A 1,881-nucleotide genomic window follows, 5' to 3' on the forward strand; every position below is an offset into this window, starting at 1 on the left:
CTGCCGACCAAGACCGAGCAGGCCGACCTGTTGCAGGCCATGTACGGGCGCAACGGCGAGGCGCCGGTTCCGGTCGTCGCGCCGCGCACCCCGGCCGACTGCTTCGACGCGGCGATCGACGCGGCACGCATCGCGCTGACGTACCGCACCCCGGTCTTCCTGCTCTCCGACGGATACCTGGCCAACGGCTCCGAGCCGTGGCGGATCCCGGAGGTCGATGAACTCCCGGACCTGCGCGTGCAGTTCGCGACCGGCCCCAACCACGAACTGGCCGACGGCACCGAGGTCTTCTGGCCGTACAAGCGCGACCCGCAGACGCTGGCCCGCCCCTGGGCCGTCCCCGGCACCCCGGGCCTCGAACACCGCATCGGCGGCATCGAGAAGCAGGACGGCACGGGCAACATCTCCTACGACCCGGCCAACCACGACTTCATGGTCCGCACCCGCCAGGCCAAGATCGACGGCATCGCCGTCCCGGACCTCGAAGTCGACGACCCCGACGGCGCCCGCACCCTGGTGCTCGGCTGGGGCTCGACGTACGGGCCGATCACGGCGGCGGTACGGCGGCTGCGCACCGACGGCGAGCACATCGCCCAGGCGCATCTGCGTCACCTCAACCCCTTCCCGAAAAACCTCGAAGAGGTCCTGAGGCGTTACGACAAGGTGGTCGTCCCGGAGATGAACCTAGGTCAGCTCGCCACGCTGATCAGGGCCAGATACCTCGTGGACGCGCTCTCGTACAACCAGGTCAACGGAATGCCGTTCAAGGCCGAGCAACTGGCCACGGCCCTCAAGGAGGCCATCGATGACTGAGACGACGACCGAGCCCCAGACCGGGCCAGGCGGCCACGGCGGCCACACCGGCCAGACGCTGCTGTCGCTGGTCCCCAAGGCCGACACCAAGCAGTCCATGAAGGACTTCAAGTCCGACCAGGAAGTGCGCTGGTGCCCGGGCTGCGGCGACTACGCGGTACTGGCCGCCGTGCAGGGCTTCATGCCGGAGCTGGGGCTGGCGAAGGAGAACATCGTCTTCGTCTCCGGAATCGGCTGCTCCTCCCGCTTCCCGTACTACATGAACACCTACGGGATGCACTCCATCCACGGCCGCGCCCCGGCCATCGCGACCGGACTCGCCTCCTCCAGGCGGGACCTGAGCGTCTGGGTGGTCACCGGTGACGGCGACGCCCTCTCCATCGGCGGCAACCACCTGATCCACGCCCTGCGCCGCAACGTCAACCTCAAGATCCTGCTGTTCAACAACCGCATCTACGGCCTCACCAAGGGCCAGTACAGCCCCACCTCCGAGGTCGGCAAGATCACCAAGTCGACGCCGATGGGCTCGCTCGACGCCCCCTTCAACCCGGTGTCCCTCGCGATCGGCGCCGAGGCCTCCTTCGTCGCCCGCACCGTCGACTCCGACCGCAAACACCTCACCGAGGTACTGCGCCAGGCCGCCGACCACCCGGGCACCGCACTGGTGGAGATCTACCAGAACTGCAACATCTTCAACGACGGCGCCTTCGAAGCACTGAAGGACAAGGACCAGGCCCAGGAAGCGGTGATCCGCCTCACCCACGGCGAACAGATCCGCTTCGGCGCCGACAGTTCGAAGGGCGTCGTGCGCGATGCGCAGAGCGGCGATCTGAAAGTGGTCGCGGTCACCGAGGACAACCAGTCACAGATCCTGGTCCACGACGCGCACAACGCCTCACCGACCACAGCGTTCGCACTCTCGCGCCTCGCCGACCCGGACACCCTGCACCACACCCCGATCGGGGTCTTCCGCTCCGTCGACCGCCCGGTGTACGACACCTTGATGTCCGACCAACTGGACGCCGCGATCGAACGGAACGGCAAGGGCGACCTCGGCGCACTGCTCGC

The 1,881-nt window shown here is 67.9% G+C and carries 1 protein-coding gene and 1 pseudogene; both read left to right on the plus strand.

Annotated elements, in window-relative coordinates; genetic code table 11:
• Window positions 1-813, plus strand: a pseudogene (locus ACIA73_RS41900) (2-oxoglutarate ferredoxin oxidoreductase subunit alpha); the annotation flags it as partial.
• A partial coding sequence (locus ACIA73_RS41905; RefSeq protein WP_399444277.1) for a 2-oxoacid:ferredoxin oxidoreductase subunit beta occupies window positions 806-1,881 on the plus strand: 1,076 nt, incomplete at its 3' end. The pseudogene ACIA73_RS41900 and the gene ACIA73_RS41905, both read left to right, overlap by 8 nt.

This window comes from Streptomyces sp. NPDC051561 (assembly GCF_044454195.1).
Taxonomy (GTDB): domain Bacteria; phylum Actinomycetota; class Actinomycetes; order Streptomycetales; family Streptomycetaceae; genus Streptomyces.